Genomic DNA, 21,817 nt, shown 5'->3' with positions numbered 1-21,817 from the left:
TATTAAAACCCGGCTTCTCTCGGGGGCAGGGGATCAACGGTCCAGGCCATGCGGTCGGCAAGGCGGGTCATGAGGTCGAGGCGCACGGTGGTGTAGTTGGGGTTGTTCCACTGGTTGTGCGTTTCAGTGAGATCGGTTTCGAGGTCGTAGAGTTCGCCTCCGCCAGTGCCGTGTGCGGCGACGAGTTTGTAGCGGTCGGTGCGGACCATGGTGGCATGGGCTGGCGGATTTTTGTGGCCCTGCATGGCGTTGTAATATTCGCAGTAGATGTCGTCGCGGTGCTGGTCGATAGGCGCGTCACCTTTCAGGATGGGTTGGAGGGTGCGGCCCTGCATGGCGGGATGGCGGTCGAGGCCGACCCATTCGAGGATGGTGGGCGCGAGGTCAACGAGTTCGACGAGTGCAGATGATCGCGAGCCGTCGTTGCGAAGGCCCGGTCCTGAGATGAGGAGGGGGACGCGCACAGCGGGTTCGTAGAAGAAGGGGCCTTTGAGGTAGATGCCGTGGTCGCCGAGCATTTCGCCGTGGTCAGAGGTGAAGATGATGTATGTGTTGTCGCGTTGACCGGTTTCTTCGAGGCAGTCGAGCAGGTGGCCGATCTGCCGGTCGATGACATCGACCAGGGCCCAATACGCCGCGGTGACCCAGCGGTGATCGGTGTCGGTCATTTGGTCGTACGCATACATGCCTTTGCCGCCGTAGGAGCCGCCGTGATCGATGCGTTGCCAGACGGGTTTGTCGTCGAGTTCGCCTTCGACGTAGTTGGGCAGGGGTATGTCGTCGAGCAGGTCGCGGTAGCGCTCGAGGTCTTCGCGCGGGGGATCAAAGGCGTGATGCGGGTCAAAGGGGTTGAGGGAGAAGGTCCAGGGCATACCTTCTTCAGCACATCTGCGGATGAAGGTGATGGCGCGCTGGATGCAGTAGGTGGTCTGGCTGTGTTCTTCAGAGGGGAGTGTCTGTACGTATCGGGAGTCGGGGAAGGGTTGGACATCGCGTTTTAGACCTTTGTCGTGCAACCACTGGTGATAGTCATTGGTGGGCCATCTGGGGGCGGGGTCGTGCGACCAGAAGAACTGGTCATAGCCGTCGTCTATACGGCGTTCTGTGCCGTGGCACGTGCTGGGGTTGCAGACCGAGATGTGGAGTTTGCCGGATAGGCCACATACGTATCCGGCGTCGTGGAGTAGTTTGGTGACGGGGATTTCGTCGCCGGGTATGGATTGGCCGTTTTGTCGGCAGCGCGTGGTGCGCGGATAGCGTCCGGTGAGAAAGCTGGATCGGCTGGGCGTGCAGACGGGACTTTGCGAGAAGGCGGTTTCGAAGAGGACACTTTGTTCGGCGAGGCGGTCCAGGTTAGGGGTGTGTACATAGGGGTTGCCATAACAGCCGAGGGTGTCAAAGCGCTGCTGGTCTGTGCAGATCCAGAGGATGTTGGGTTTGTCGGACATGAAGACCTCAGGAGGAAAATTGCAGATTGTAAGTCAGTGGTCGATTCGGGGTTATTGTGAGATTGCCAGTCCAATGCCTTTTTCTCCGCCGCCGGCGTAGTAGAGGTATAATTTGTCGTTGTGAAATATGGGAAAGGGGTCGCGCACATTTCGTTTTTCCCATTCCCCTTGGGGTGTTAGGATTGTGCCGTGTTTGTGAACAAGGCGTACCGCCTGGCCGTTGATTTGTAATGTGGCAGCGAAGATGCTTTCACAGGTTGCATCGGTGTTGGAAAAACAAGAATAGGTTGCCAGGATGTGTGTGTCGTCGATGCGTGTACATCCAATATGGCGAATGCGCTGGTGTTCCCCATGTGTTTCTTCGGCGGTGAGGATGGCACCGGTTTCGTCGAGGGTCCAATTTAATCCGTCGGGTGAATAGGCCTGGCCGATGCTTGTGGGATGGGGGCGACCTTTCCGTTGTTCTTTGGGAAGTTTTTTGGTTTCACCATTGTAATCAGCTTCTTCGCGGCTCATGGTCATAAAGAAGCCGTGGCATCCGTTTTCTGTGGGCACGACGCGCAGATACATGTTGGTGGCCGCACGCCAGTGGTCGGGGGTGGTGATGGGGAGGAGGAGGGGGTCGGGGTGTATGTCAAAGTGGATGCCGTCGGTTGAGGTGGCGGCGCCTGAGTTTTGAATGCGGCGGTAATAGTGGGTGAGCATTCGGCGGTTTTGTTCTTTGAGCACTTCTGGCGGACAGCCGCCGTGGTAGTAGAGGATGAAGCGGTTGTTGTAATAAATGATTTCGGGCGAGCTGAGGTGGCCCGTGACGGCGGGGCAATTGTCGATGTGTAGGACGGCTTCTTTTTGCATTGTCCAGGGGCCTTCGAGCGTTGGTGCGGTTGCAAAGCCGATTTCTCTGCCGCCGTGTGAGGCGAGATACATGTAGTAGCGATCAATGGGGCTGTTGAGTTTGTCGCTCATGTCGATGACGCTGGGAAACATGATGGATCGCTTTTTTTTGTAGTCCCAGGTGATGTCATCAATGGTCAACAGTGGATTGGACGTGTGGCGCTGGAGTGTTTGGAGAAAATGAGGTTGTGTCATGGTATGGATGGGTGTATTATGGTGATCATGATTTTTGTGGCTTTTGAATAGACATGATGAAGGGAGTTTGTATGATGCGCAAGCCAAATATTATCTACCTTTTGGCAGATGACTGGGGATATGGAGATGTGAGTTGTTTAAATCCCGATTCGAAGATTCCAACGCCGCATACGGATCAACTCGCGTCGGAGGGGATGATTTTTACGGATGCACATAGCAATTCTGCGGTGTGTACGCCCACGCGGTACGGGGTGATGACGGGGCGTTATTGCTGGCGTTCGCGGTTGAAGCGCGGGGTTTTGAATGGGTATTCTGAGCCGTTGATTGAAGCTGGACGGATGACTGTGCCCTCGCTGTTGCGCGATGAGGGTTATACGACGGCTTGTGTGGGCAAGTGGCATTTGGGTTTGGGCTGGCAGGTACGAGATGGGGCGGAGAGGATGAATGGAGAGACGGTGGATTTTTCTGCGCCGTTGACGGATGGACCCCATACGGTGGGTTTTGATTATTCGTTTATTATTCCGGCGTCGCTGGATATGGCTCCGTATTGTTATATTGAGGATGGGGTGGTGGTGGAGCAGCCGGTTGAGGAGACTGCGGATTCGCCGAGGCCAGAATTTTGGCGCGGGGGTGCGTGTGCGCCGGGGTTTATGCATGATACGTGTTTGCTGGAGTTGACGATTCGCGCCGAGGGGTTTATCAATCAGCACGCGAAGGAGAATGGGGATAAGCCGTTCTTTTTGTATTTTCCCGCGCCTTCGCCGCATACGCCGCATTTTGCGCGGGGGCGGTTTGCAGGGCGAAGTCAGGCGGGGGAATACGGGGATTATGTGACGGAGCACGATTGGAGTGTTGGGCGGATTTTGGCGGCGGTGAAGCGCAATGGGTTGGCGGATGATACGCTGATTATTGTGACGAGTGATAATGGCTGTCACGAAGAGCCGATAGGGTTGAAGGAGAAGTACGATCATTTGGGGAATTATATTTATCGGGGGCAGAAGTCCGATGCATGGGATGGCGGACATCGCATTCCGTTTATCGTTTCGTGGCCCGGGGTGATTGAACCGGAGTCGCGTTGTGATAAGACGGTGTGTTTGACGGATTTGCTGGCGACTGTTGCCGGGATTTGCGATGTGGAGTTGCCAGGGGATGCGGGTGAGGATAGTTATGATATTTTGCCGTATATGCGAGGCGATCTGGAGGATACGATTCGGGAGGCGACGGTGCATCATTCGATTAGCGGGGCGTTTGCGATTCGCAAAGATCAGTGGAAGCTGGTGGCGTGTCGCGGGTCGGGGGGCTGGAGTTTGAGGGAGGCAGATGTGCCAGCGGATGCACCGCCGATGCAGCTTTACGATATGACTTCCGATCCGGAGGAGCAGAATAATTTATTTTGTGAAGAGTCGGAGGTGGCAGAGGAATTGCTGGAGATTTTGGATCGGTATCGGGAAGGAGATAGGAGTACGTGAAAGGAGGCGTTATGGATCAGGAAAAGTATGTTTTGCGGTTGAAGGTGCTCGAGATTTTGCGCCGCTATAGCAAGGTGCAACAGTATTTTCACATTATGCGGGAATGGAAAAAACGCTGGATTTCTCCGAATTGAATGGTTTCTCGCGGCGTCCGACCAGTTAATCGGACGCCGTTTTTTATGTTATCGGAACACCGGCGCAGGAGGCGATGGCGCGGGTGTTTGCGGCGGCTTCTGGTATGAGGTCGGGTTTGAGGTGTTCGATGAGGCCGTAGTTGTTGGGCTGGTGGTTCTGGAAATGCCGGAAGCAGTGGGCGAGGTCGAGTTCGCCGTTGCCGGGTACGGTTTCGTCGAGGTGGATGACAAGTCCTTTGCCGATGGCGATGTCTTTGATGTGCATGACCGGGGAATAAGCGCCCATTTGGGAAAAGATGTGGTCCAGACGGTCAGTGCTGGCATAGACCTGGCTTAAGGTTTCAAAGTGGTTGACGTAGTCCATGACCAGGCGCAGGTTGGGCGATCCGACGCTTTCGACCATTTGGCGGCATGTTTCCGGGTTTTTGAGGATGGAGACGAGGTGGGTTTCCATGACGACTGTAACGCCGTGTTGTTCGAGGGTAGGGGTGATTTTTCGCAGGGTTTCGATGAGGCGTTCCCGTGCTTCTGGCGTGTGGTTTTGGCGATGGGGTGTCCAGCTTCCAGCGGGGTTGCGGCTGCCGGGACGCAGGAGATAGGTTTGTGCAGATAGGCCCGCGGCGATTTCTGCACCTTTTTTGATTTTGTGGATGATTGCGGTTCGGATCTCTGGATCGGGATCAAAGAGGCACTCGGGGTATGTGATGGAGAATTGTGCGAGGTCGAGGTTGTGTTCGGCAAAAAGTGTGCGACACCGATCCGTGTCGGCGGTTGTGATTTCTTCGCATAGTTCTGCGGGGAAGTGAAAGGCTCCGCCGGTGAATCCGAGGTTTTGGATGGTCTGAAGATGTGGCGATTGCAGGGTGCGAAAATCCCGGGGCAAGAGGCCTACGACACCTAAGCGCATGGTCTGGTCTCCTATCGCGTGAAGATGCTGCCGCGAAGATAATCGGCTTCATCAGATACGAGGAAGGACAGTATTTTGCCCACGCCTTCGGGGTCGCCGAGTCCGGCTGCCATTTTTGAGACGTCGCGCCCTGCGGCGTCGGCTTGTTTTTGTACAACGCGCATTTTGAGCGGTGTTTCAATTCCGCCCGGGCATACGCCGTGGACGCGGATGTTGCGGTTGCTCAGTTGGGCTGCCAATACGAGGGAGAGTCCGTGGACGCCGCCTTTGCTTGAGCCATAAGCGACCGATGAGCTTCCACCTTTGACGCCTGCGCCAGAGGCGATGAGTACGATGACGCCTTTGCTGGCTTTTTTCATTAGTGGTACGGTGTATTTTGAGGCGAGGAAGCTTCCTTTTAGATTGATGTCTATGACTCTGTCCCAGGTGAATTCATCAAATTCATCGATCGGGACGAGCGCGCCTTCGAGGATGCCTGCGGCGTTGATTAAGCCATCGATGTGTCCGAAGGCGTTGCCAATATTTTCAAAAAGTGCGCGTACCTGATTTTCTTCTTTTATGTCTGCGTGATATCCCGCTGCATTCCCACCCGCGTTTTCGATTTCTCGAACTGTGCGTTCCACGCCCGCTCCGTCCAGATCTACTACGGCTACGCGCGCGCCTTCCCGGGCACAGCATCGCGCTGCCGCCTGTCCTATTCCCGATGCACCGCCCGTCACGACGATGTTTTTGTTTTGTAGTCTCATGGGTTCCCCTTAAGGTTCGTGGTCGGTCGTTTCCGTGTGATAGACTTCCATGCCGCGTGCTTTGTAATTTTGCAGTGCATGTGGATGATCAAGGGTGCAGGTATGCACCCATACTCTTTTTGTTTGTCCCCACTGCCAGGCGGATTTTATTGCATGGGATAAGAGATAACCCCCAAAGCCCTGTCCGATGAATTTGGTAGCCAGACCAAAATAGAGGATTTCGACGTTGCCATCGTCTTGCTTGTGGAGTTCGTAGTATCCTGCGGGCGCGCCTTTGTACTGCGCAAGCCATGTTCTCAGGTTGTCGTTTTCTACGTGCGCTTTCCATTGTTCATCTGACCAGGAGAGTTTGTTTGTCCAATCCCAGGGTCCGCCTATGAATTGATATAGAAATTTGTTAAATTGATATTGTTTGATTTCGCATTCATGTACTTGCAGTCCGTTCGATTCTGTTTTTTCGTTGAGCGATGAAGGCGATTTCATTTCGAGATAATATGTGGTGACTTTGTTCATGCTTTCTCCAATGGACTACTGTTTATCCAGATTTCAGACGCAAAAATACACGCGATTTTGAGAACAAACAACCTCTTTCGGATGCCGCTGTTTTAGCGGTCTCATCAGGAGGCTGAGATGAGCGATATTTTGAAATTTTTGTGCGTGCTCATTGGGATGGGGCTGATAGCTAATTGTGGCGATGATTATCCCGTTCAGCCAGAATCTGAGGGCGAGTTGGTTGAGGAGATGGTCGAAATTCCAGCGGGCGAATTTGTGATGGGGACCAATGAGTTTGGGCGGGATGAAGGTCCCGAGCATGTGGTGTTTTTAGATGCGTTCTGGATTGATCGCTTTGAGGTGGTGAACGCGGATTACAGATTATTCGTTGCGACTACAGGACGCGATCCTTCGGCGTGTGCCGATTCTGTGGGGTTTAATGCCGCGCGGCAACCGGTCGTTGGTGTGACCTGGTTTGATGCACAGGATTTTTGCGCGTGGGCAGGTAAGCGGTTGTGTTCCGAGGCGGAGTGGGAAAAGGCCGCGGGTGGAGATGGGCGTATTTATCCCTGGGGCAATGAGGATCCCGATCCGACGCGGTTGAATTTTAATGGGCATGTGGGCAAGCCCTCGACTGTGGGTAGTTTTCCCAATGGTATGAGTCCTTTTGAGGTGGCGGATTTGTCGGGTAATGTGTGGGAGTGGGTGGCGGATTGGCATCGCGTGGATTATTATCGCAATAGCCCGCGGGAAAATCCCCCGGGTCCAGAGAGTGGGAGCTTGCGCGTGATGCGCGGTGGCAGTTGGGTAAATGGCGCACCAGCCGTGCGAGTACAAGAGCGCGGACGTCTCAATCCCAGATGGCAAGGGAAGGGGATCGGGTTTCGATGTTGTCGGTGATGTGGGAAAAAAGGGCTTGCTCGTGCAAACCTAATCCAAACTCCGACTACTCGGTCCGAGAAGTGAAGCCTCCGAGTTAGGAGATTCCACTATTTTGAGTGTGTAAGCAATGCGGGCGTAGTAGAATGTGCTCAGTCCCTCAAAGCCAGAGTCGGTACCGACGATCAGCCAGAGTCCGCCTTTGCTGTCAGTGGTGACATTCACTGGATTGTCGGCGTTGTCAAGAGACTTGAGCCGAAACTCTCTGCCGACAACCTCGGGATGAGCGACGTTTCCTATCACGACCATTGATGCGCCGCCGTTGGACTGGTTTCCCTTGTCGATGTTCATTCTGAGGTTGTCCCCCTCTGCTACAGGCTCAACAGTAGATGCTCCCGCTTTTACGTACACGCTCTCGCCGGGAGAGCCACCGATGCCAAAGGTGTTGGACGGAACGTTGGTCGCCAGGTCGAGGGACGCGAATACCGCGTAGGTCGCATCTGCCTTAAGCCCGTCGATCCGCCTCTTGAAAAACATGAAGAGGTCGTCGCTGCGATTATGTCCCTGGATGTAGAGACCATTGCCTTCGAGACCTGGTGGCAGAGGGCGATAACCGGAGTCGAGTTCGTAGATTGATGGCTCGAAGTTGGCGGGAAGATCGGCAAATCCGGCCGTCCAGCCTTCGGCATCGCTTTGAAAAGTGAAGCTGAACTCAGCCTCGGTTGCACCCTTCGTAGAAGTACAGGATGTAATCGTCAGGCAGGTGATAAGAACAAGGGCAAATTGTCGTGTCATGTTTTATTCAGGCCGTTCCCGCACCATCTCATGCCCTTCGAGAATGTCGTAGGCAACCGCGCCCTGGCTCTGGTCCGGTGGGGCAATACCGAAGATGTGGCAAAGGGTGGGGACGACGTCTGCGGCGTGGATGTAGCCGAGTTTGTCGGTGGGGCGTTCGTAGCCTTTTTTGATGCCGGGTCCCGATAGGAAGAAAGAACCAAAGCTCGATGAGATGTCGCTGCGCGTGGGGATGAAGCCGCCGTGGTGTGCGCCGAAGACTTCGGGTGCACCTACGCAGCCGCCGCCTACAATGCCTTTCCACTGGCCGTAGTAGCCGCTGACGAATCCGTGGTCCCAGGCAAAGATGACGTCGCCGCACTGGTCGCCCCATTGCCCGAGTATGTACGCGTCGCGTCTGGGCAGGGCGATGGCAACGACATTGCGGCCGATTTCTTCATCGACCCAGGTGCGAAGGGCGAGGAGGACATCGCGTTCGATTTCATTGAATTTGGGCCCGGGTTCGGCGTTGATCCAGATGTCGAATCCCTTGTCGTCTTTGAGGTAGGCGCGGGTTTTTTCAAAGTCGATTTCGCTTTCGAGGACTTCGTCGCGCTCGACGCCGTCGCTGGCGTCTTCTTTCAGGACGGTGAATCCGCTGTCGTGCAGGAATTTTCGGATATTGGCGATGCGCACATCCGGCGATGCGCCGTGATCGGAAAGTACGCCGACGTATGTGGTGTCATCGGTGGCGTCCCACATGCGTTTTAAAATTTTGTCGCCAACGATATAGGCTTTGCGGAAGAGGTGCATGATGTCGTCGGCTTTGTCGGGATCGTAAGCCGGGCAAACCGGATCGACGCCGTCGAGGTGGATGTGGTTGATGTAGTCGTAGAGGTGCCAGTGACAGATAAAGAAACTGGCATCTTTTTCGTGGAGCATGTAATTGGCGACGTCGGCAAACCAGAGGCCCTGGTATTCGCATTCTTCAAGGGCGGTGTCAAAGTCGGTCATGCCAGACGTGTAGGGTGTCATGGAGGCGTGTTCTTGATAGGGACCAAATCGCTGGATGAGTTCGTCGGCGAGGTCGTCTGGATATGTGAAGCCGTCGCTATATGTGATTTGAGAGCGGTAGAGCTTGAGATGAGAGCCATCGGATTCGAGTTCGAGAAGTTTGAAGCGCACAGAGGCGCGTTGGTCGCGGCCTTCGATGGAGAAGGGTTCGATGGCCCAGTTGCTCCACGATCCCGTTCTGGCTTCGGCGATGTGGTCGTCACCATTTTGAGATCGGCAGACGCGCAGGGTGTCGTATCCGCTGTTGGCGCTGGCGAAGACGAGCAGGTGAAAGCGGTTGATGTCGCCGCCGAGGCGCGCGTGGATTTCAATGGTGGATGCGAGGGGTGGAGCAGTGCTTTGTGGAAGATTGGTCCAGCCATCCGCAGGCGATAGTGCGGGGATGGGTTCTATGCTTCGCTGTCTCCGGCGAACGGCTGTGCCGTCGTGGTCCATTTCCACGATTTCTTCGACGTGTTCGGCGGTGGTATAAGCCTGTGCTGCGGCGATTTCATAGTCGGTGCTGGCGTGTCCAGGGTGACCAAATCCGTCGATTACATATCCTTTTTCCACGCCTGATGGATGCGCTGCCGGGTAGTGCAGAGCAACGCCTTTGAGTCCTTCGCGCTCGAGGGCGTTCCACAGGCGTTGGGCATTGTTGGCGCGGCCGTGAAACGAGTTGATGCGTTCGCCGGGAGCGACTTCGACGCGCCAGCGCGTGACGCTGTGCGTACCGGTGTGTGCGCCAGTGGAGAGGGTTGCCCAGTTGGTGGGTGTCCAGACCGGGAAGGAGGGGAAGGTTTCGTTGACTGCGCCCTCGTCGAGCAGGCGTTTGAAGGTTGGGATGACGCCTTCGTCGGCAAAGTATTTCATCATGGGGGTGATGAATCCGTCCATGCCGTAGGCGATGATTTTTTTTGACATAGCTGTTCCTTTTGGGATGGGGTTAAATCGGGCGACGGGTCAGGCTGAAGGTTTGAGCGGTCGGTCCTCCGTCGGGTTGGGTGGCTAAGAAGAGGGCGAGTGGGACGACGTCTTCGGGTGCTTTGACGACTTCGCTGGGTGCAAAGGGTGGTGGACCGCCCACTCTCATGCGACCGCCGGTAAGATGTGTGGCTACCGGCCCGGGGATGAGTTCGTTGACTGTGATGTTATTTTCCCAGACTTCTTCTGATAGGCATTGGGTGAACATCCACATGCCGGCTTTGCCAACGTGATACGCAGAACTGCTCGCTGTGGGACGGTGGCCCATGCCCGATCCCACGTTGATGACTCTGCCACCGCCGGAGTCAATCATGAGGGGTAGCAGGGCGTGCGAGACGAGGTAGGCACTGATGCAGTTTACCGTGACGTCTTCGATCCAGACATCGGGATCGCTGTCGAGGATACTGTTGCGCTCTATACCGCCGCCCGCGTTGTTGACGAGGATGTCCAGGCGGTCAAATTCTCCGCGGACTTTTTCTGCCAGTGCATCTACGCTCTGGCGGTTGGTGACATCGGTGGGTACGGATAGGACATTGCGTCCGAGGGCGCGAATTTCTTCGGCAACGGCGTCGAGTTGTTCGGTCGTGCGTGCGGCGAGTATGAGGTCGGCTCCTTCTGTGGCAAAGGCGATGGCAATGGCGCGGCCAATACCCCGCCCACTGCCGGTAACGAGCGCGACTTTTCCAGTGAGTTGTGACATGCGGTCTCCTTGAGAAACTATTTTACCAATCAACGACCGATCCATCGTCGGGATGAAGGGATCTTTGATTGGTCCAGTCGTGGCCTATTTTGTCTTCCATTTTGTCGTCGTCCAGTTCAATGCCAAGGCCGGGACCTTTGGGCAATTCGACGTAGCCGTCTTTGAATTGGAACGGTTCTTTGAGATAGTCTTCGCCAAACATGGTGTGTTCTTGTGCGAGGAAGTTGGGTATGCTGGCGTCGAGCTGGATGCAGGCGGCTAATGAAATGGGGCCGAGCGGACAGTGTGGGGCAACGGCTGCGTAATAGGATTCGGCCATGCCCGCGATCAGACGGGTTTCGAAGATGCCGCCAGCGTGTGACAGGTCGGGCTGTATGATGGAGCAGGCGCGTTTTTCGAGGAGTTCGCGGAAGCCCCATTTGGTGAAGATGCGTTCGCCCGTTGCAATGGGCAAGTGTGTTTTGCGCGCGAGTTCTGCCATGCCTTCTATGTCTTGACACTGGATGGGTTCTTCGACGAACATCGGCTGATAGGGTTCGAGCGCTTTGATGAGTATGGCAGCGGTTTGCGGTGATATGGCGCCGTGAAAGTCGATGGCGATGTCAAAGTCCGGTCCGCCCGCTTCGCGCATGGCGGCAAATGTTTCGACGGCGCGATCGATAAAGGCCGGGGTTTCGACGATGCGCGCCGGGCGAATTTTGGCTGGCCCGGTCTTTATGGCGATAAATCCCTGTTTTTTGCGTTCTTTTACTGCGGCAGCAGCGTGTTCGGGTGTGCCGCCGCCTCCCGTGCCTTTGTACATTTTGATGCGGTCGCGCAGGGGCCCGCCAAGCATTTCATAGACGGGCATGTTCGCGGCTTTTCCGGCGAGGTCCCAAAGTGCTTGTTCGACCCCCGATAGGGCGCTGGTGAGAATGGGTCCGCCGCGATAAAATGCATGGCGATACATGGCCTGCCAGTGATGGACCACGCGACGGGGGTCTTTGCCGATGAGATAGGGTTCGAGTTCTGCCACAGCCTGGGCGCATGTACGGGCGCGTCCTTCGAGGATGGGTTCGCCAAGGCCAATGAGGCCCTCGTCTGTGTGCATTTTGAGAAAGAGCCAGCGCGGTTTGACGAGAAAGGTTTCGAGTTTGGTGATTTTCATGGTAACTCCTTTGGTTAATCACAAAGATACGCGATGAGGGTTTCTTGCTCGCGGTATTCAGGGATGATGATATCTGCACCGACTTCGATGAGGCGGTTTCGCTTCCAGGTGTTTATGCCTTCGCGTTTGACTTCATCTGATGCAACGCCGATAGCGGTGCCGCCCACGGCTTTTACGTTTTCGATTTCGACGTATCCATCTCCAAATCCCAGCAGTTCGGAGCCGTCTATGGCATGGGTTTTGAGCATGTCCTGAATGACCATGGCTTTGGAAAAGTTTTCATGTTGGTCCAGTGCGCCAAAGACGCGGTCTTCAAAGTAGGCTGTAAGGCCCAGTAATTCGACTTCACGGCGGACAAAGACGAGGTCGGTGCCGCTGGCTAAATAAAGTACCAGGCCGCGGTTGGACAGGTTGTTGAGTAGCGCGCGGGTATGGGGTAGCATGAGATCGTCGGGGTCAATTTCGCCCGTTTCGAGGCCGCGAATGCGATGGGCTATGTGGGCGTTGAGCAGGTCGTGAAAGCGCTGTTTGTAGTTTAGGGGATCGTCTGGTGTGCCACCGCGTTTTTGGATTTCTTGACACAACTGAATCATCTGGTAGATGGTTTGTTTGCCGGTGAGGCGGTCGATAAATTCGGTGACCAGAACGCGGTGTTCCGCTTCGGTTTCGCCGGTGTTGAGTTCGGAGAGGACTTCGACCATCATGGGGATCATGATTTCGCGCCAGCCCTGGCGAATGAGCGACAATGTGCCGTCAAAATCAAAGAGTACTGAACGGTAATGTCCCCGAGGGATGTGTGTTGCAATGATTTCGATGTTGCCGATGTGTTGACTCATAAATGTATTCCTGTTGGGCGGTGCGTCAATAAAGGGATTCGCGTTTGAAAAATCAAGTGGGTAATGATCCCGTTTTCCGACCAAATGTGTTTGAAAATTTTGGAATCTCCGTTATATTGTAATACTTGCCCAAATTGGTTTTTTAGAAAAAAAGGCGCGATGAATGCAGAGCGATAGTACGCGAAGTCATGTGGCATCGGTCCAGACGCAAAATGGAATTTTTCGGCTTGACGCGGTGACGGTTGACGAGCAGGTGCATCATGTGCTTTCTATAAATGGGTGTGCGATTGCGAGCACCCGTTCCAATTTGGAGATCGCTCTTGCCAATCTCGCACTATCTGGCATTTCTCCAGGTCAGAGATATGCCGATGTGTTGATCGGCGGGCTTGGATTGGGCGTGACGCTGCGGCAGGTGCTGAAGCACCGCGCTGTACAGTCCATTTGTGTGGTGGAAATTGAGCCGCAAATTGTAGAATGGAATCGCACCTTTTTGGCCAATGCCGATTTGCTGAATGACGCACGGGTCGAGCTTATTGTGGGCGATTTTTGTTCTTATGTGCAGGGTTCACCGCGCAATTACCACGGCATTGCGATGCATATTGATGTTGGGCCAGATCAGGTGGCGCGGGCGGAGAATCGCCAGGCTTATAGTTTGTCGATGTTGCGCGTGTTGCAAATGCGACTTCGAGCGGGTGGGGCGCTTGCGATTTGTGCGGGTGGGTCGTCTTATGAACGGGCTCTGCAACGCGTCTTTGATGCGGTTTCTGTGGCGTCCGATCCTACAGATGAGAGCAGTTCGCGTAGAGTTTATCAGGTTATAGCGTAATAGCAGAACAATTCTCCTCCAAATGGGTGGATTATGAGAAAGGGGCTTGTGATGAGCAAGGATTCATTGACAGTTATTGATAATCGGACAGATGAGACGTATGATTTACCTATTACTTATGGCACGTATTCTGAGGACGGTGCCCATGTGCGCTCAGAAGATTTGAGGCAGATCAAGAGTTCGGATAATGACTTTGGCCTGTTGGGATACGACCCGGCGTATATCAATACGGCATCTTGTAGCAGTTCGGTTACGTATATCGATGGTGCAAAGGGGATTTTGCGCTATCGCGGATATCCCATTGAGCAGTTGGTGGCGGCATCTTCGTATCTCGAAGTGGCTTATTTGCTGGTTTATGGCGAGTTGCCCAGCCGCGATCAATTGGATGGGTTTGCCGAGCAGGTAAATGCTCAAACGGTGATTTCAGAAGATATTTTGTCTTTTATCGATGGTTTTTCCAAAGGGTCTCATACGATGGGTATGCTGGTGGGTGCGCTGGGGGCACTGTCGGTGTTTTACGACGATGAGCGAGATTTTGGAACCGAAGAGGCACAGCGTCGTCATATTTGTCGGTTGATTGGCAATGTTGCGACCATAGGTGCTGCGGCGCATCGCCGCAGTGCGGGCCTGCCCTATGTGTCATCAAATCCCGAGTTGGGATTTTACGGCAATTTTTTGAATATGCTGTTTGGCACGGAGGGCGAGGTGTATCGGGCTGATCCGGTGCTCGAGCGCGCGCTGGAAGTGTTGCTCATTTTGCACGCCGACCACGGTCAGAATTTATCTACCAGCATCATGCGGGGTATTGCCAGTGGAGGGGCAGATCCGTATTCGTCTATGGCTGGTGCAGCAGCGGCGCTTTACGGTCCGGCACACGGGGGCGCGAATGAAGCCGTACTGAATATGCTCAATGAGATCGGCTCGGTGGATAAGGTGCCAGCTTATATCGAGCGGGTGGAAAACAAAGAGGTGGTGCTGCAGGGGTTTGGGCATCGGGTTTACAAGAATTACGATCCCAGGGCGGCGATTGTCAAAGAGACTGCGTATAGTGTGTTTGAAGTGACGGGTAAGAATCCCCTGATTGATATTGCGCTGGAGTTGGAGCGGATTGCCCTTCAGGATGAGTATTTTATTTCGCGGCAATTGTATCCCAATGTGGATTTTTATTCGGGTATTATTTATCAGGCGATTGGATTGCCCACGCGGATGATGACGGTGTTATTTGCGGTGGGGCGGTCGTGTGGTTGGCTGGCGCAGTGGAAAGAGATGCTGGGGGATAGCGAACAGAAGATCGCCCGTCCGCGCCAGATTTATACCGGGGCAGATAAACGCGATTACGCGGCGATGGATCAGCGGTGATTCTCCGTTGAAAAAAATTGGAGGAATACAATGGCTTTTATCCATATTCCCAAAGGCTGGCAGTTGCCCGAAGGCGAGGTTACGCCCGAACATATTTACCTGAATCGGCGGCGCTTTATGCAGGCTATAGGTGTTGCAGGCGCAAGCGCGGTGATTGGCGCAGGTTGCGCGACAGCAGAAGATGAGTTTGAGGTGGAAGTTCCTCCCTCGCTACCGGGTTTGTATCCGGCAAAGCGCAATGAAAAGTACACGGTGGAGCGGGAATTGACGGAGGAGAAGGTTGCTGCGCGGTACAATAATTTTTACGAGTTTACCACGAATAAGGGCAAGGTTCACGAGTTGACGGATAAGTTTGAGGTGCGCCCCTGGGAGATCGAGATTTCGGGTTATGTGGAGAAGGCCGGGACGTATGACCTGGATGATTTGCTCAAGCGGTTCGCGCTGGAAGAGCGCGTGTACCGGTTTCGGTGCGTGGAAGCATGGGCGATGACGGTGCCGTGGACGGGGTTTCCAATGAAGGCGTTGATCGATTATGTACAGCCCAAATCGTCGGCAAAATACGTGCGGATGGTGACGTTCAATCGTCCGGATCAGGCACCGGGCATCAAGACGCAGTCCTGGTATCCGTGGCCTTATTTTGAGGGCTTGACAATGGAAGAGGCGACGAATGAACTGACGTTGCTCACGACGGGTATTTACGGTCATGCGTTGCCCAAACAGCACGGGGCACCCATTCGGTTGGTCACGCCGTGGAAATACGGGTATAAGAGTATTAAGTCCATTGTGAAGATCGAGTTCACGAAACGACAACCTCCGACGTTCTGGAACAAGGTGGCACCTGCTGAGTACGATTTTTGGTCTAATGTAAATCCCAATGTGCCACACCCGCGCTGGTCTCAGGCAACGGAGCGGTTGATCGGGACGATGGATCGCGTTCCTACCCGGATGTACAATGGGTATGGCGATTATGTGGCGCATCTGTACGGTTAGTGGAATACAATACGTGTTGCATGTCAAACCGCTCGGTGAGATGATTGCCGAGCGGTTTGGTGTTCACGGGTTCGGATGCGAGATGAATACGGGCTTGTGTGTTGCATATTGTTCAAATTCTGTTAGATTGGAGATGAGATGAAAAAAATAGTATTTGTATTGCTCTTGTTGATAAATGGGTCGGCTCATACCCTGTTTGGTGAAGAAGTGCCGAATGACACTGCTGTGGGGCTGGGTATTGGACACGCGCCGCCTGCGTTTACACTGCCGGATTTGTACACTGGGGAGATGATTTCTTCGAGTGATTTTCGCGGGAAGAAGACGGCGTTTTTTATGTGGGCGTCCTGGTGAGGGTGCCGCGCTCAGTTGCCTGGATGGCAAGCGTTTTATCAGGAGTACGGTGAACAGGTTGAGGTGGTGGTTATTGCTCAGGATGCTCAGGGTGCCGAGGTTGCCAGACCCTGGGTTGAAAAGGCCAGCGGTACATATCGCGCATTGCTGGATCAGCACAATGCGGTTGGCAAGGCGTATAATGTCAAATTTGTTCCGGTTGGAATTTTTGTGGATGAAGAAGGGCGACTTGTTCGCAGTGTTGGTAGCGTTAATATTGACAAGGAGACGCTGCGCGAAGAATTGGTTGAGTGGATAACATCGGGGGCTATTCCTGGCGCATGGCGCGATGGGGATAAGGGTGCGAAACCTCGCGCGCTGACTGCGGATGAGCAGGAGGCCGATGCGAAATTTCAGCGCGCTATCGCGTTGCTCAAACAGGGGAAGCGGGAAGGCGCGATTGCAGAGTTAAAGCGCGCGTATGTTCTGGATCCCAAAAATTGGTTGATCCGAAAGCAGTTGTGGGCGATAGAGAACCCCGGGATGTTTTACGATGGCAAGGTGGATTATCGCTGGCAAAAGGAACAGATGGCGAGAGAAGATGAGGAATTGAAAAAATGAAGTATCGCGGTAGAAGATTGACTCAGCTCGTCAGTTGCGGTGGTTGAGCATCGAAACTCGATCCAGCGGTGCTGGATGTGATTTTGAAAAAGTTGCCGCCCGTGGCACATCCCGATTTGATGGTGGGGATGAATACGGCTGATGATGCTGGCGTGTTTCGGATTTCTGAGGATGTGGCGCTTATTCAGACGGTGGATTTTTTTACGCCTATTGTCGATGATCCGCAGGCGTATGGGCAGATTGCGGCAGCCAATTCGCTGAGCGATGTGTATGCGATGGGGGGGCGCCCGATTACTGCGCTGAATATTTGCGGGTTTCCGAGTGATGATGTCGCCCCAGAGGTGATTGCCGAGGTTTTAAGAGGGGCACAGGAGAAGGTGGCGGAGTCTGGCGCGGTTTTGGTGGGTGGACATTCTGTGGAGGATGTGGAGCCCAAGTTCGGGTTGTCTGTGACGGGGGTTGTGCATCCAGATGATGTGAAGACCAATGCAGGTGCTCAGGCAGGAGATCGTCTGATTTTGACCAAGCCGCTGGGTACGGGTTTGATGTCGGATGCGTATCAAAATGACGAGATCGATGAGGGTGCGTTGCAGATTGCGGTGGATTCTATGGTGCAGTTGAATCGCATCGCAGCCGAGGAGATGGTTGCATATAATGCGGGTGGATGTACGGATATTACCGGGTTTGGGTTGCTGGGGCATGGGTTGGAGATGGCGCAGGCGAGTGGGGTTGGATTTTGCATTCGGGCTTCTGATGTGCCGCGTTTTGATCTGGCTTTGCAGATTGCAGAGGAGCGCGAGGGCGGTGGTTTGCGGCGCAATCGGGCGGCGCGAGGGCATGCGGTGAGGTTTGCCGATGATGTTGACGAGGCTTTGAGGCGTTTGTTTTTTGATCCGCAGACTTCTGGCGGTCTGTTGATTGCACTTGCGCCCGATGTGGCTGATGCTTTTCTTGGGGCACTAATTGAGCGCGGTGTGATGGCTCGAGATATTGGCGAGGTGGTTGCAGAACATCCCGGTGAGATTGAGGTACGAGCGTGATTGGGAGTGGATGGGGAACTGGTGTCCCCCGCGGGCTTCAAACCCGTTGTTGCGTGCTAACCCCACGCTTGGTGGGTTCGATTCCCACACATTCCCGCCATTTTTGATAGCGGAGAAACTTTCTGAGTTTCTCCGCTGTCTTTATGTGTGACTTCAGGAGGTATTAATGATCAAACGATTTGCTATTTCTGTTTTGCTTTTAGCAGGGTTGTGTTCCCCCGCTCGGGGCTGGTTATTGGAAGGGCATCATATTCTGACTTTGTCCGCTGTGGCGGCTTTGCCCGATGAGGTTCCCGCGTTTTTCAGGCAGGGGGCAAAGACGGTGGCGCATTTGAGTATTGATCCCGATATGGGCAAGAATCGGGGTACGCCGCAGGTGCGAGGCGCAGAGTATCCCGAGCATTTTTTGGATCGCGAGATGCTCGATGTGGAGACGCTGCCCGCGAGTCGATATGCGTTTGTCAAGTTGTGTTATGAGCACGGGGTGTCGCCCGAGAAGATGGGGTTTGTTCCTTATGCGGTGAATGAGTGGACAGAGCGTTTAGCAGTGGCTTTTGCCGAGTTTCGCAAGTGGCCCGATAATCCACATATTCAGAGTAAATGTCTGATTTATGCGGGTTTTCTCGCGCACTATGCCGAGGATATGTGCCAGCCTTTGCATTTGACGATTCACTACGATGGACGCGTGCAGGAGGGGGGAGAAAAGTTGCAGAGGGGTATTCACCAGAAGGTGGATGGTCTGGTGCAGTTTTTGAAGATGGAGCCAGGGGATTTGTCGCGCGATCAGGATGTGACGCCTTTTGATGATGTGATGTCTGAGATTATGCAGGAGTTTGAGAAGGGGTTTGCACTGGTTGATCGGGTTTATGAAATGGGGCCGAATATTCCCAGATATGATGAGGAGAATTGGGTACCGAATGCCGAGGTGATCGCTTTTGCAAAAGATCGCGCCCGCGCTGCGACGCGGTTTACCGCGCGGCTTTATTTGACTGCCTGGCGATTGTCCGAGCGTTTGGAGATTGCAGATTATGTGAAGCGAGAGGTTTGGGACGGGGAGTAGAAAAGAAAGGAGATTATCGATGCGTCGATTGGGTATGGTTTTATTGGTACTGTTTGTATTCGGGTCGTCCGCCTGGGGCTGGTGGCCGCGAGGGCATGGTATTTTGACGCGGGCGGCTGTTCAGGCGCTTCCGGCAGATGCGCCTGCTTTTCTCAGGGCTGGCGCAGGTATGGTGGCTCATGCGGCTGTTGATCCGGATGTTGCAAAGAATCGCGGTACGCTTCATCTGGAGAAGGCTGGTCATCCGGTTCATTATTTTAATATGGAGTTGTTTGAGGTGGCGGATTTGCCCGCGTCGCGGTACGCGTTTGCAAGGCTATGTGCAGAGTTGGGGAAGAGGCCAGAGCAGGTGGGTTTGTTGCCTTACGTAACAGCGGAATATACCGGGCAACTCGCTCTGGCTTTTGCCGAGTTTCGCAAGTGGCCCGAGAGTCCTTTTATTCAGAATAAGTGTTTGATATACGCCGGGTATGTCGCGCATTTTGCTCAGGAAGTTTGTCAACCTCTGAATTTGACGATTCACTGGAATGGTCGCGTGGTAGATGGCAAGTCGTCAAGGACGCGTATTCACGAGAAGATTGATGGGTTGCTTCAGAATTTGGATTTGAGACCCGAAGAGATTGCCGAGGGTTTGACTGCCGCGCCCGTGGATAGTTTGATGACGGGTATTGTGGCACAGATGCACGAGAGTTTTGGAGAGGTTGAGTCTGCGTTGTCGATGGAGCAGTATCTCATTCCAAAAGATGTGGATTGGAAGAATGAGCCTGCGGTGCGCGCTTTTGCAGAGAAGCATGCAAAGCGGGCGGCGGGTTTTACGGTTTCACTTTATTTGACGGCGTGGAAGATGTCGGAGAAAATCAGGTTGCCGGGTTGGATTGATCGCGGCGAGATGGATCATTTTGGTGCGCAAAAGAAATAGGGGTGTTTATGGGATATGATCGGGAGCGTGAGGTCGCTGTTGAGGCTGTGCGCGAGGCGGCGCGGCTTTGTGTGGATGTGCGAAAATCACTTGTTGGAGCGATGGAGAAGGAGGATCGCAGTCCGGTGACGGTTGCGGATTTTGGCTCGCAGGCGCTTGTGTGCAGACGATTAAAGTCGGTTTTTCCCAATGATCCGATTGTGGCAGAGGAAGATGCGTCGGTGCTTCGGGGTGGAGAGCAAACGGCGATGCGGAAGACTGTGTGCGAGTTTGTTCGGGCGTATGCACAGGCGGATGAGGGTACAATTTGCGATTGGATTGATGCGGGTAATGGGGATGTTGCAGAGCGTTTCTGGACGCTTGATCCCATTGATGGTACAAAGGGTTTTTTGCGCGGGGATCAATACGCGGTGGCGCTGGCGCTCGTCGATTGCGGTGAGGTGAAGGTTGCCGCGCTGGCGTGTCCGGCTCTGCCCGTGGATATGGAGGAGATGGAGGGCGATTGTGGGGTGTTATTTGTGGCGGTGCGAGGAGAGGGTACGCGGGCGATGTCTCTTGCAGGTAGGGATGGTGTTGATGTTCGCATTGATGACCCTGCATGGCGGTTTGCGGAGAGCGTGGAGTCATCACACTGCGATTTCGATGCACAGCAAGCAGTGGCTCGTGCGGTTGGGATTGTTTCGCCGTCGCTCAGGATGGATAGTCAGGTGAAATACGGTGCGGTGGCACGCGGCGATGCGGCGTTGTATTTGAGGCTGCCGTCGCCAGAATCTCCGGGTTATCGGGAGAATATCTGGGATCACGCTGCGGGTGCTCTGATTGTCGAGGAAGCCGGTGGACAGGTGAGCGATATGTTTGGCAGGCCGCTGGATTTTGCTTCTGCTGATCAGATGGAGGACAATCGCGGGGTGGTGGTGAGTGCCCGCGAGATTCACGCGCGGGTGATTGACGCGCTTCGGGATATGTGATGGGTCAACGGGATTACGATGCTGTTGTTAAGCGCGTGGAAGCGGTGTCTGGTGTTGAGGTGTATGAGTTGGGGGAGGTTGAAGGTTTGCCGGTTTTGCGCGTGTCCGCTGGCAGGGGAGATGTGCCTGTTGTTTATATCAATGGGGGGACGCACGGCGATGAACCGGCTGGTGTGGAGGCTGCGCTGGCTTTTTTGGAGGGGGGGTGGGAGCGCTGGGCTGGTAAGGTGCGTTTTGAAGTTATTCCGTGTTTGTGCCCGTGGAGCTATGTTCACAATGCGCGGCTCAATGCACAGGAGGTGGATGTGAATTGGGCGTTTTTGCGCGATGATGTGCCCGAGATTGAGATTTTGAAGGGGTTTGTGGAAGGACGGGTTTTTGCAGGTGTGATCGATTTGCACGAGGATTGGGAGAGTTCGGGGTTTTATTTGTACGAGATGTTTGGGGTTCGAGAATCCCTGGGGCGGGCGATGGTGGCGCGGGTGGCGCAGGTGTGTCCGATTAACGAGAATGCCGAGATTGAGGGTGAGGTTGCGGTCAATGGGGTGATTCATCCCAATATGGATGTGTCGAGGCGGAAATATGGGGAGGGTATTCCCATTGCTTTGTATCAGAGAGGCCATACTGGGCATCTGGTGACGTCAGAAAGCCCGACAGCACAGCCGATGGATGTGCGCGTTGCAGCGCATCTGGCAGCTATTGAGGTGATGGTGGAGGCTAATGCGAGGGATTTTTAGAGCAATTCATCCAAAACTGGCACATAGGTTGGGCCAGTCTATAGCTTCACCGGTAGTTCATAATTCCATTCTTCGAAAGCAAACCGCCAGGCCCGTGAGACGCGCTTCATAGCGGCGGGGTTCGGTTCAAATGTATTTTTTTGGTAGTCCGAGAGTGTGCCCAGATACTCGATCACTGCCTGCTTTCCTCCGCTTTCCCAACCAGACAATCCGAGTGTCGCGTAGATGCGTTCCAGTACGCCCAGGGGATCGGATATGAGATCTTCGTACTTCACTTCCGCCAGATTGCCTTCAGGGATCAAAGCTCTG

General features: G+C 54.3%; 23 protein-coding genes, 1 tRNA gene and 1 pseudogene. 14 read left to right on the top strand and 11 right to left on the bottom strand.

All coding sequences use genetic code 11. The features are described 5' to 3' along the window. Positions 1 to 2: 2 nt before the first annotated feature. On the bottom strand, positions 3 to 1,448 hold the full coding sequence (locus tag OXG87_02925) for a sulfatase-like hydrolase/transferase (protein ID MCY3868481.1): 1,446 nt from the start codon (positions 1,446 to 1,448) through the stop codon (positions 3 to 5). A gap of 51 nt (positions 1,449 to 1,499) precedes the next feature. Beyond that, complete coding sequence (locus tag OXG87_02920) at positions 1,500 to 2,537, bottom strand: hypothetical protein (protein ID MCY3868480.1); 1,038 nt, start codon at positions 2,535 to 2,537, stop codon at positions 1,500 to 1,502. Between the two features lie 71 nt (positions 2,538 to 2,608). Here OXG87_02920 and OXG87_02915 point away from each other — a divergent pair, with 71 nt between their 5' ends. Both OXG87_02915 and OXG87_02910 read left to right on the top strand, forming a co-directional pair. Continuing rightward, the gene (locus OXG87_02915; protein MCY3868479.1) at positions 2,609 to 4,006 is read left to right on the top strand and encodes an arylsulfatase; all 1,398 of its coding nucleotides are present in this window, start codon (positions 2,609 to 2,611) and stop codon (positions 4,004 to 4,006) included. 11 nt (positions 4,007 to 4,017) lie between these two features. Further along, positions 4,018 to 4,140, top strand: coding sequence for a hypothetical protein (locus tag OXG87_02910; GenBank protein MCY3868478.1), 123 nt, complete (start codon positions 4,018 to 4,020; stop codon positions 4,138 to 4,140). Positions 4,141 to 4,183: 43 nt separating this feature from the next. On the opposite strand, the gene OXG87_02905 is transcribed toward OXG87_02910, so the two are convergent. Genes OXG87_02905 through OXG87_02895 form a run of 3 tightly spaced genes read right to left on the bottom strand, consistent with a single transcriptional unit; the run spans position 4,184 to position 6,306 of the window. Further along, positions 4,184 to 5,047 (bottom strand): sugar phosphate isomerase/epimerase, encoded by an 864-nt coding sequence (locus OXG87_02905; protein MCY3868477.1) that lies wholly within the window; start codon positions 5,045 to 5,047, stop codon positions 4,184 to 4,186. A gap of 11 nt (positions 5,048 to 5,058) precedes the next feature. Further along, positions 5,059 to 5,793, bottom strand: a complete 735-nt coding sequence (locus OXG87_02900; GenBank protein ID MCY3868476.1) for an SDR family NAD(P)-dependent oxidoreductase — start codon at positions 5,791 to 5,793, stop codon at positions 5,059 to 5,061. Positions 5,794 to 5,802: 9 nt separating this feature from the next. Continuing rightward, complete coding sequence (locus OXG87_02895) at positions 5,803 to 6,306, bottom strand: GNAT family N-acetyltransferase (protein MCY3868475.1); 504 nt, start codon at positions 6,304 to 6,306, stop codon at positions 5,803 to 5,805. Between the two features lie 117 nt (positions 6,307 to 6,423). On the opposite strand from OXG87_02895, the gene OXG87_02890 reads away from it, so the two are divergent. Then, on the top strand, positions 6,424 to 7,185 hold the full coding sequence (locus OXG87_02890; protein MCY3868474.1) for an SUMF1/EgtB/PvdO family nonheme iron enzyme: 762 nt from the start codon (positions 6,424 to 6,426) through the stop codon (positions 7,183 to 7,185). Positions 7,186 to 7,215: 30 nt separating this feature from the next. Here OXG87_02890 and OXG87_02885 read toward each other — a convergent pair whose 3' ends face one another. From OXG87_02885 to OXG87_02865, 5 genes are read right to left on the bottom strand one after another with little or no spacing between them, the layout of a single operon-like run. Then, on the bottom strand, positions 7,216 to 7,959 hold the full coding sequence (locus OXG87_02885; protein MCY3868473.1) for a PEP-CTERM sorting domain-containing protein: 744 nt from the start codon (positions 7,957 to 7,959) through the stop codon (positions 7,216 to 7,218). 3 nt (positions 7,960 to 7,962) lie between these two features. Then, positions 7,963 to 9,915, bottom strand: coding sequence for an alkaline phosphatase family protein (locus OXG87_02880; protein ID MCY3868472.1), 1,953 nt, complete (start codon positions 9,913 to 9,915; stop codon positions 7,963 to 7,965). 22 nt (positions 9,916 to 9,937) lie between these two features. Next, the gene (locus OXG87_02875; GenBank protein MCY3868471.1) at positions 9,938 to 10,675 is read right to left on the bottom strand and encodes an SDR family NAD(P)-dependent oxidoreductase; all 738 of its coding nucleotides are present in this window, start codon (positions 10,673 to 10,675) and stop codon (positions 9,938 to 9,940) included. A 22-nt stretch (positions 10,676 to 10,697) separates the two neighbouring features. After that, on the bottom strand, positions 10,698 to 11,822 hold the full coding sequence (gene dgoD, locus OXG87_02870) for a galactonate dehydratase (protein MCY3868470.1): 1,125 nt from the start codon (positions 11,820 to 11,822) through the stop codon (positions 10,698 to 10,700). 14 nt (positions 11,823 to 11,836) lie between these two features. Beyond that, positions 11,837 to 12,658: an HAD hydrolase-like protein gene (locus tag OXG87_02865; GenBank protein MCY3868469.1), complete on the bottom strand. Its 822-nt coding sequence runs from the start codon at positions 12,656 to 12,658 to the stop codon at positions 11,837 to 11,839. Positions 12,659 to 12,821: 163 nt separating this feature from the next. Here OXG87_02865 and OXG87_02860 point away from each other — a divergent pair, with 163 nt between their 5' ends. From OXG87_02860 to OXG87_02810, 11 genes and pseudogenes are all read left to right on the top strand, one after another. After that, a complete protein-coding gene (locus OXG87_02860) occupies positions 12,822 to 13,484 on the top strand; it encodes a hypothetical protein (GenBank protein ID MCY3868468.1) in 663 nt (220 codons plus the stop codon). 51 nt (positions 13,485 to 13,535) lie between these two features. After that, positions 13,536 to 14,843, top strand: coding sequence for a citrate synthase (locus OXG87_02855; GenBank protein ID MCY3868467.1), 1,308 nt, complete (start codon positions 13,536 to 13,538; stop codon positions 14,841 to 14,843). Between the two features lie 30 nt (positions 14,844 to 14,873). Beyond that, a complete protein-coding gene (msrP, locus tag OXG87_02850; protein MCY3868466.1) occupies positions 14,874 to 15,833 on the top strand; it encodes a protein-methionine-sulfoxide reductase catalytic subunit MsrP in 960 nt (319 codons plus the stop codon). A gap of 138 nt (positions 15,834 to 15,971) precedes the next feature. Next, positions 15,972 to 16,184 (top strand): hypothetical protein, encoded by a 213-nt coding sequence (locus OXG87_02845; protein ID MCY3868465.1) that lies wholly within the window; start codon positions 15,972 to 15,974, stop codon positions 16,182 to 16,184. 15 nt (positions 16,185 to 16,199) lie between these two features. Then, positions 16,200 to 16,784 (top strand): TlpA disulfide reductase family protein, encoded by a 585-nt coding sequence (locus OXG87_02840; protein ID MCY3868464.1) that lies wholly within the window; start codon positions 16,200 to 16,202, stop codon positions 16,782 to 16,784. A 65-nt stretch (positions 16,785 to 16,849) separates the two neighbouring features. Further along, positions 16,850 to 17,824: pseudogene (gene selD, locus OXG87_02835) on the top strand (selenide, water dikinase SelD). 2 nt (positions 17,825 to 17,826) lie between these two features. After that, positions 17,827 to 17,924, top strand: a tRNA-Sec gene (locus OXG87_02830). 66 nt (positions 17,925 to 17,990) lie between these two features. Further along, on the top strand, positions 17,991 to 18,884 hold the full coding sequence (locus OXG87_02825; protein ID MCY3868463.1) for a hypothetical protein: 894 nt from the start codon (positions 17,991 to 17,993) through the stop codon (positions 18,882 to 18,884). Positions 18,885 to 18,903: 19 nt separating this feature from the next. Further along, positions 18,904 to 19,803, top strand: coding sequence for a hypothetical protein (locus OXG87_02820; GenBank protein MCY3868462.1), 900 nt, complete (start codon positions 18,904 to 18,906; stop codon positions 19,801 to 19,803). Positions 19,804 to 19,811: 8 nt separating this feature from the next. Next, complete coding sequence (locus tag OXG87_02815) at positions 19,812 to 20,771, top strand: 3'(2'),5'-bisphosphate nucleotidase (GenBank protein MCY3868461.1); 960 nt, start codon at positions 19,812 to 19,814, stop codon at positions 20,769 to 20,771. After that, positions 20,771 to 21,508 carry a M14 family metallocarboxypeptidase gene (locus tag OXG87_02810; GenBank protein MCY3868460.1) on the top strand — a complete coding sequence of 246 codons (738 nt, stop codon included), beginning with the start codon at positions 20,771 to 20,773 and terminating at the stop codon, positions 21,506 to 21,508. Before OXG87_02815 ends, OXG87_02810 begins: the two co-directional genes overlap by 1 nt. A gap of 38 nt (positions 21,509 to 21,546) precedes the next feature. Here OXG87_02810 and OXG87_02805 read toward each other — a convergent pair. Continuing rightward, a partial coding sequence (locus tag OXG87_02805; protein MCY3868459.1) for a sulfotransferase occupies positions 21,547 to 21,817 on the bottom strand: 271 nt, incomplete at its 5' end.

The sequence above is a fragment of the Gemmatimonadota bacterium genome (assembly GCA_026706845.1).
GTDB lineage: Bacteria > Latescibacterota > UBA2968 > UBA2968 > UBA2968 > VXRD01.
This window is presented reverse-complemented; position numbering and strand designations above follow the sequence as displayed.

Bases quoted from the DNA above. Each gene is read 5' to 3' on its own strand.
- OXG87_02875 (MCY3868471.1), bottom strand. From the start codon at position 10,675: ATGTCACAACTCACTGGAAAAGTCGCGCTCGTTACCGGCAGTGGGCGG.
- OXG87_02880 (MCY3868472.1), bottom strand. From the start codon at position 9,915: ATGTCAAAAAAAATCATCGCCTACGGCATGGACGGATTCATCACCCCC.
- OXG87_02845 (MCY3868465.1), top strand. From the start codon at position 15,972: ATGAAAAAAATAGTATTTGTATTGCTCTTGTTGATAAATGGGTCGGCT.
- OXG87_02925 (MCY3868481.1), bottom strand. From the start codon at position 1,448: ATGTCCGACAAACCCAACATCCTCTGGATCTGCACAGACCAGCAGCGC.
- OXG87_02865 (MCY3868469.1), bottom strand. From the start codon at position 12,658: ATGAGTCAACACATCGGCAACATCGAAATCATTGCAACACACATCCCT.
- OXG87_02890 (MCY3868474.1), top strand. From the start codon at position 6,424: ATGAGCGATATTTTGAAATTTTTGTGCGTGCTCATTGGGATGGGGCTG.
- OXG87_02860 (MCY3868468.1), top strand. From the start codon at position 12,822: ATGCAGAGCGATAGTACGCGAAGTCATGTGGCATCGGTCCAGACGCAA.
- OXG87_02895 (MCY3868475.1), bottom strand. From the start codon at position 6,306: ATGAACAAAGTCACCACATATTATCTCGAAATGAAATCGCCTTCATCG.
- OXG87_02900 (MCY3868476.1), bottom strand. From the start codon at position 5,793: ATGAGACTACAAAACAAAAACATCGTCGTGACGGGCGGTGCATCGGGA.
- OXG87_02820 (MCY3868462.1), top strand. From the start codon at position 18,904: ATGCGTCGATTGGGTATGGTTTTATTGGTACTGTTTGTATTCGGGTCG.
- OXG87_02910 (MCY3868478.1), top strand. From the start codon at position 4,018: ATGGATCAGGAAAAGTATGTTTTGCGGTTGAAGGTGCTCGAGATTTTG.
- dgoD (MCY3868470.1), bottom strand. From the start codon at position 11,822: ATGAAAATCACCAAACTCGAAACCTTTCTCGTCAAACCGCGCTGGCTC.
- OXG87_02905 (MCY3868477.1), bottom strand. From the start codon at position 5,047: ATGCGCTTAGGTGTCGTAGGCCTCTTGCCCCGGGATTTTCGCACCCTG.
- OXG87_02810 (MCY3868460.1), top strand. From the start codon at position 20,771: ATGGGTCAACGGGATTACGATGCTGTTGTTAAGCGCGTGGAAGCGGTG.
- OXG87_02920 (MCY3868480.1), bottom strand. From the start codon at position 2,537: ATGACACAACCTCATTTTCTCCAAACACTCCAGCGCCACACGTCCAAT.
- OXG87_02855 (MCY3868467.1), top strand. From the start codon at position 13,536: ATGAGCAAGGATTCATTGACAGTTATTGATAATCGGACAGATGAGACG.
- OXG87_02885 (MCY3868473.1), bottom strand. From the start codon at position 7,959: ATGACACGACAATTTGCCCTTGTTCTTATCACCTGCCTGACGATTACA.
- OXG87_02815 (MCY3868461.1), top strand. From the start codon at position 19,812: ATGGGATATGATCGGGAGCGTGAGGTCGCTGTTGAGGCTGTGCGCGAG.
- OXG87_02825 (MCY3868463.1), top strand. From the start codon at position 17,991: ATGATCAAACGATTTGCTATTTCTGTTTTGCTTTTAGCAGGGTTGTGT.
- OXG87_02915 (MCY3868479.1), top strand. From the start codon at position 2,609: ATGATGCGCAAGCCAAATATTATCTACCTTTTGGCAGATGACTGGGGA.
- msrP (MCY3868466.1), top strand. From the start codon at position 14,874: ATGGCTTTTATCCATATTCCCAAAGGCTGGCAGTTGCCCGAAGGCGAG.